Annotated in this window: 1 pseudogene; it reads left to right on the plus strand. The window is 64.4% G+C overall.

Annotation, left to right across the window (positions count from 1 at the left end):
• Positions 1 to 202: pseudogene (locus tag SB765_RS33315) on the plus strand (hypothetical protein); the annotation flags it as partial.
• Between the last annotated feature and the right edge of the window lie 37 nt (positions 203 to 239).

Here is a 239-nt window from a genome sequence, read left to right on the forward strand (position 1 = left end):
AGGTGCTCAACCGCATGCGGTGAGCCCTGTAGGCGCAACCGTTTTGCACCATCACTCAGGCTGGCGCATCCACCCTTTGGGAGCGGGCGTGCCCGCGAAGAATGCGCCGCGCGGTATGGCACCGGCTACGCCGGTGTTCGCGGCGGTTCGGCGCTCCGACACGCCCGCTGCCACAGTGATCGCGCAAACCTTTGGATTTTAATACGGCAGTCGCTCCCACGAGAAACAGTGTGGCGTGC

The sequence above is a fragment of the Pseudomonas sp. SIMBA_067 genome, assembly GCF_046534675.1.
GTDB classification, from domain to species: Bacteria; Pseudomonadota; Gammaproteobacteria; order Pseudomonadales; family Pseudomonadaceae; genus Aquipseudomonas; species Aquipseudomonas putida.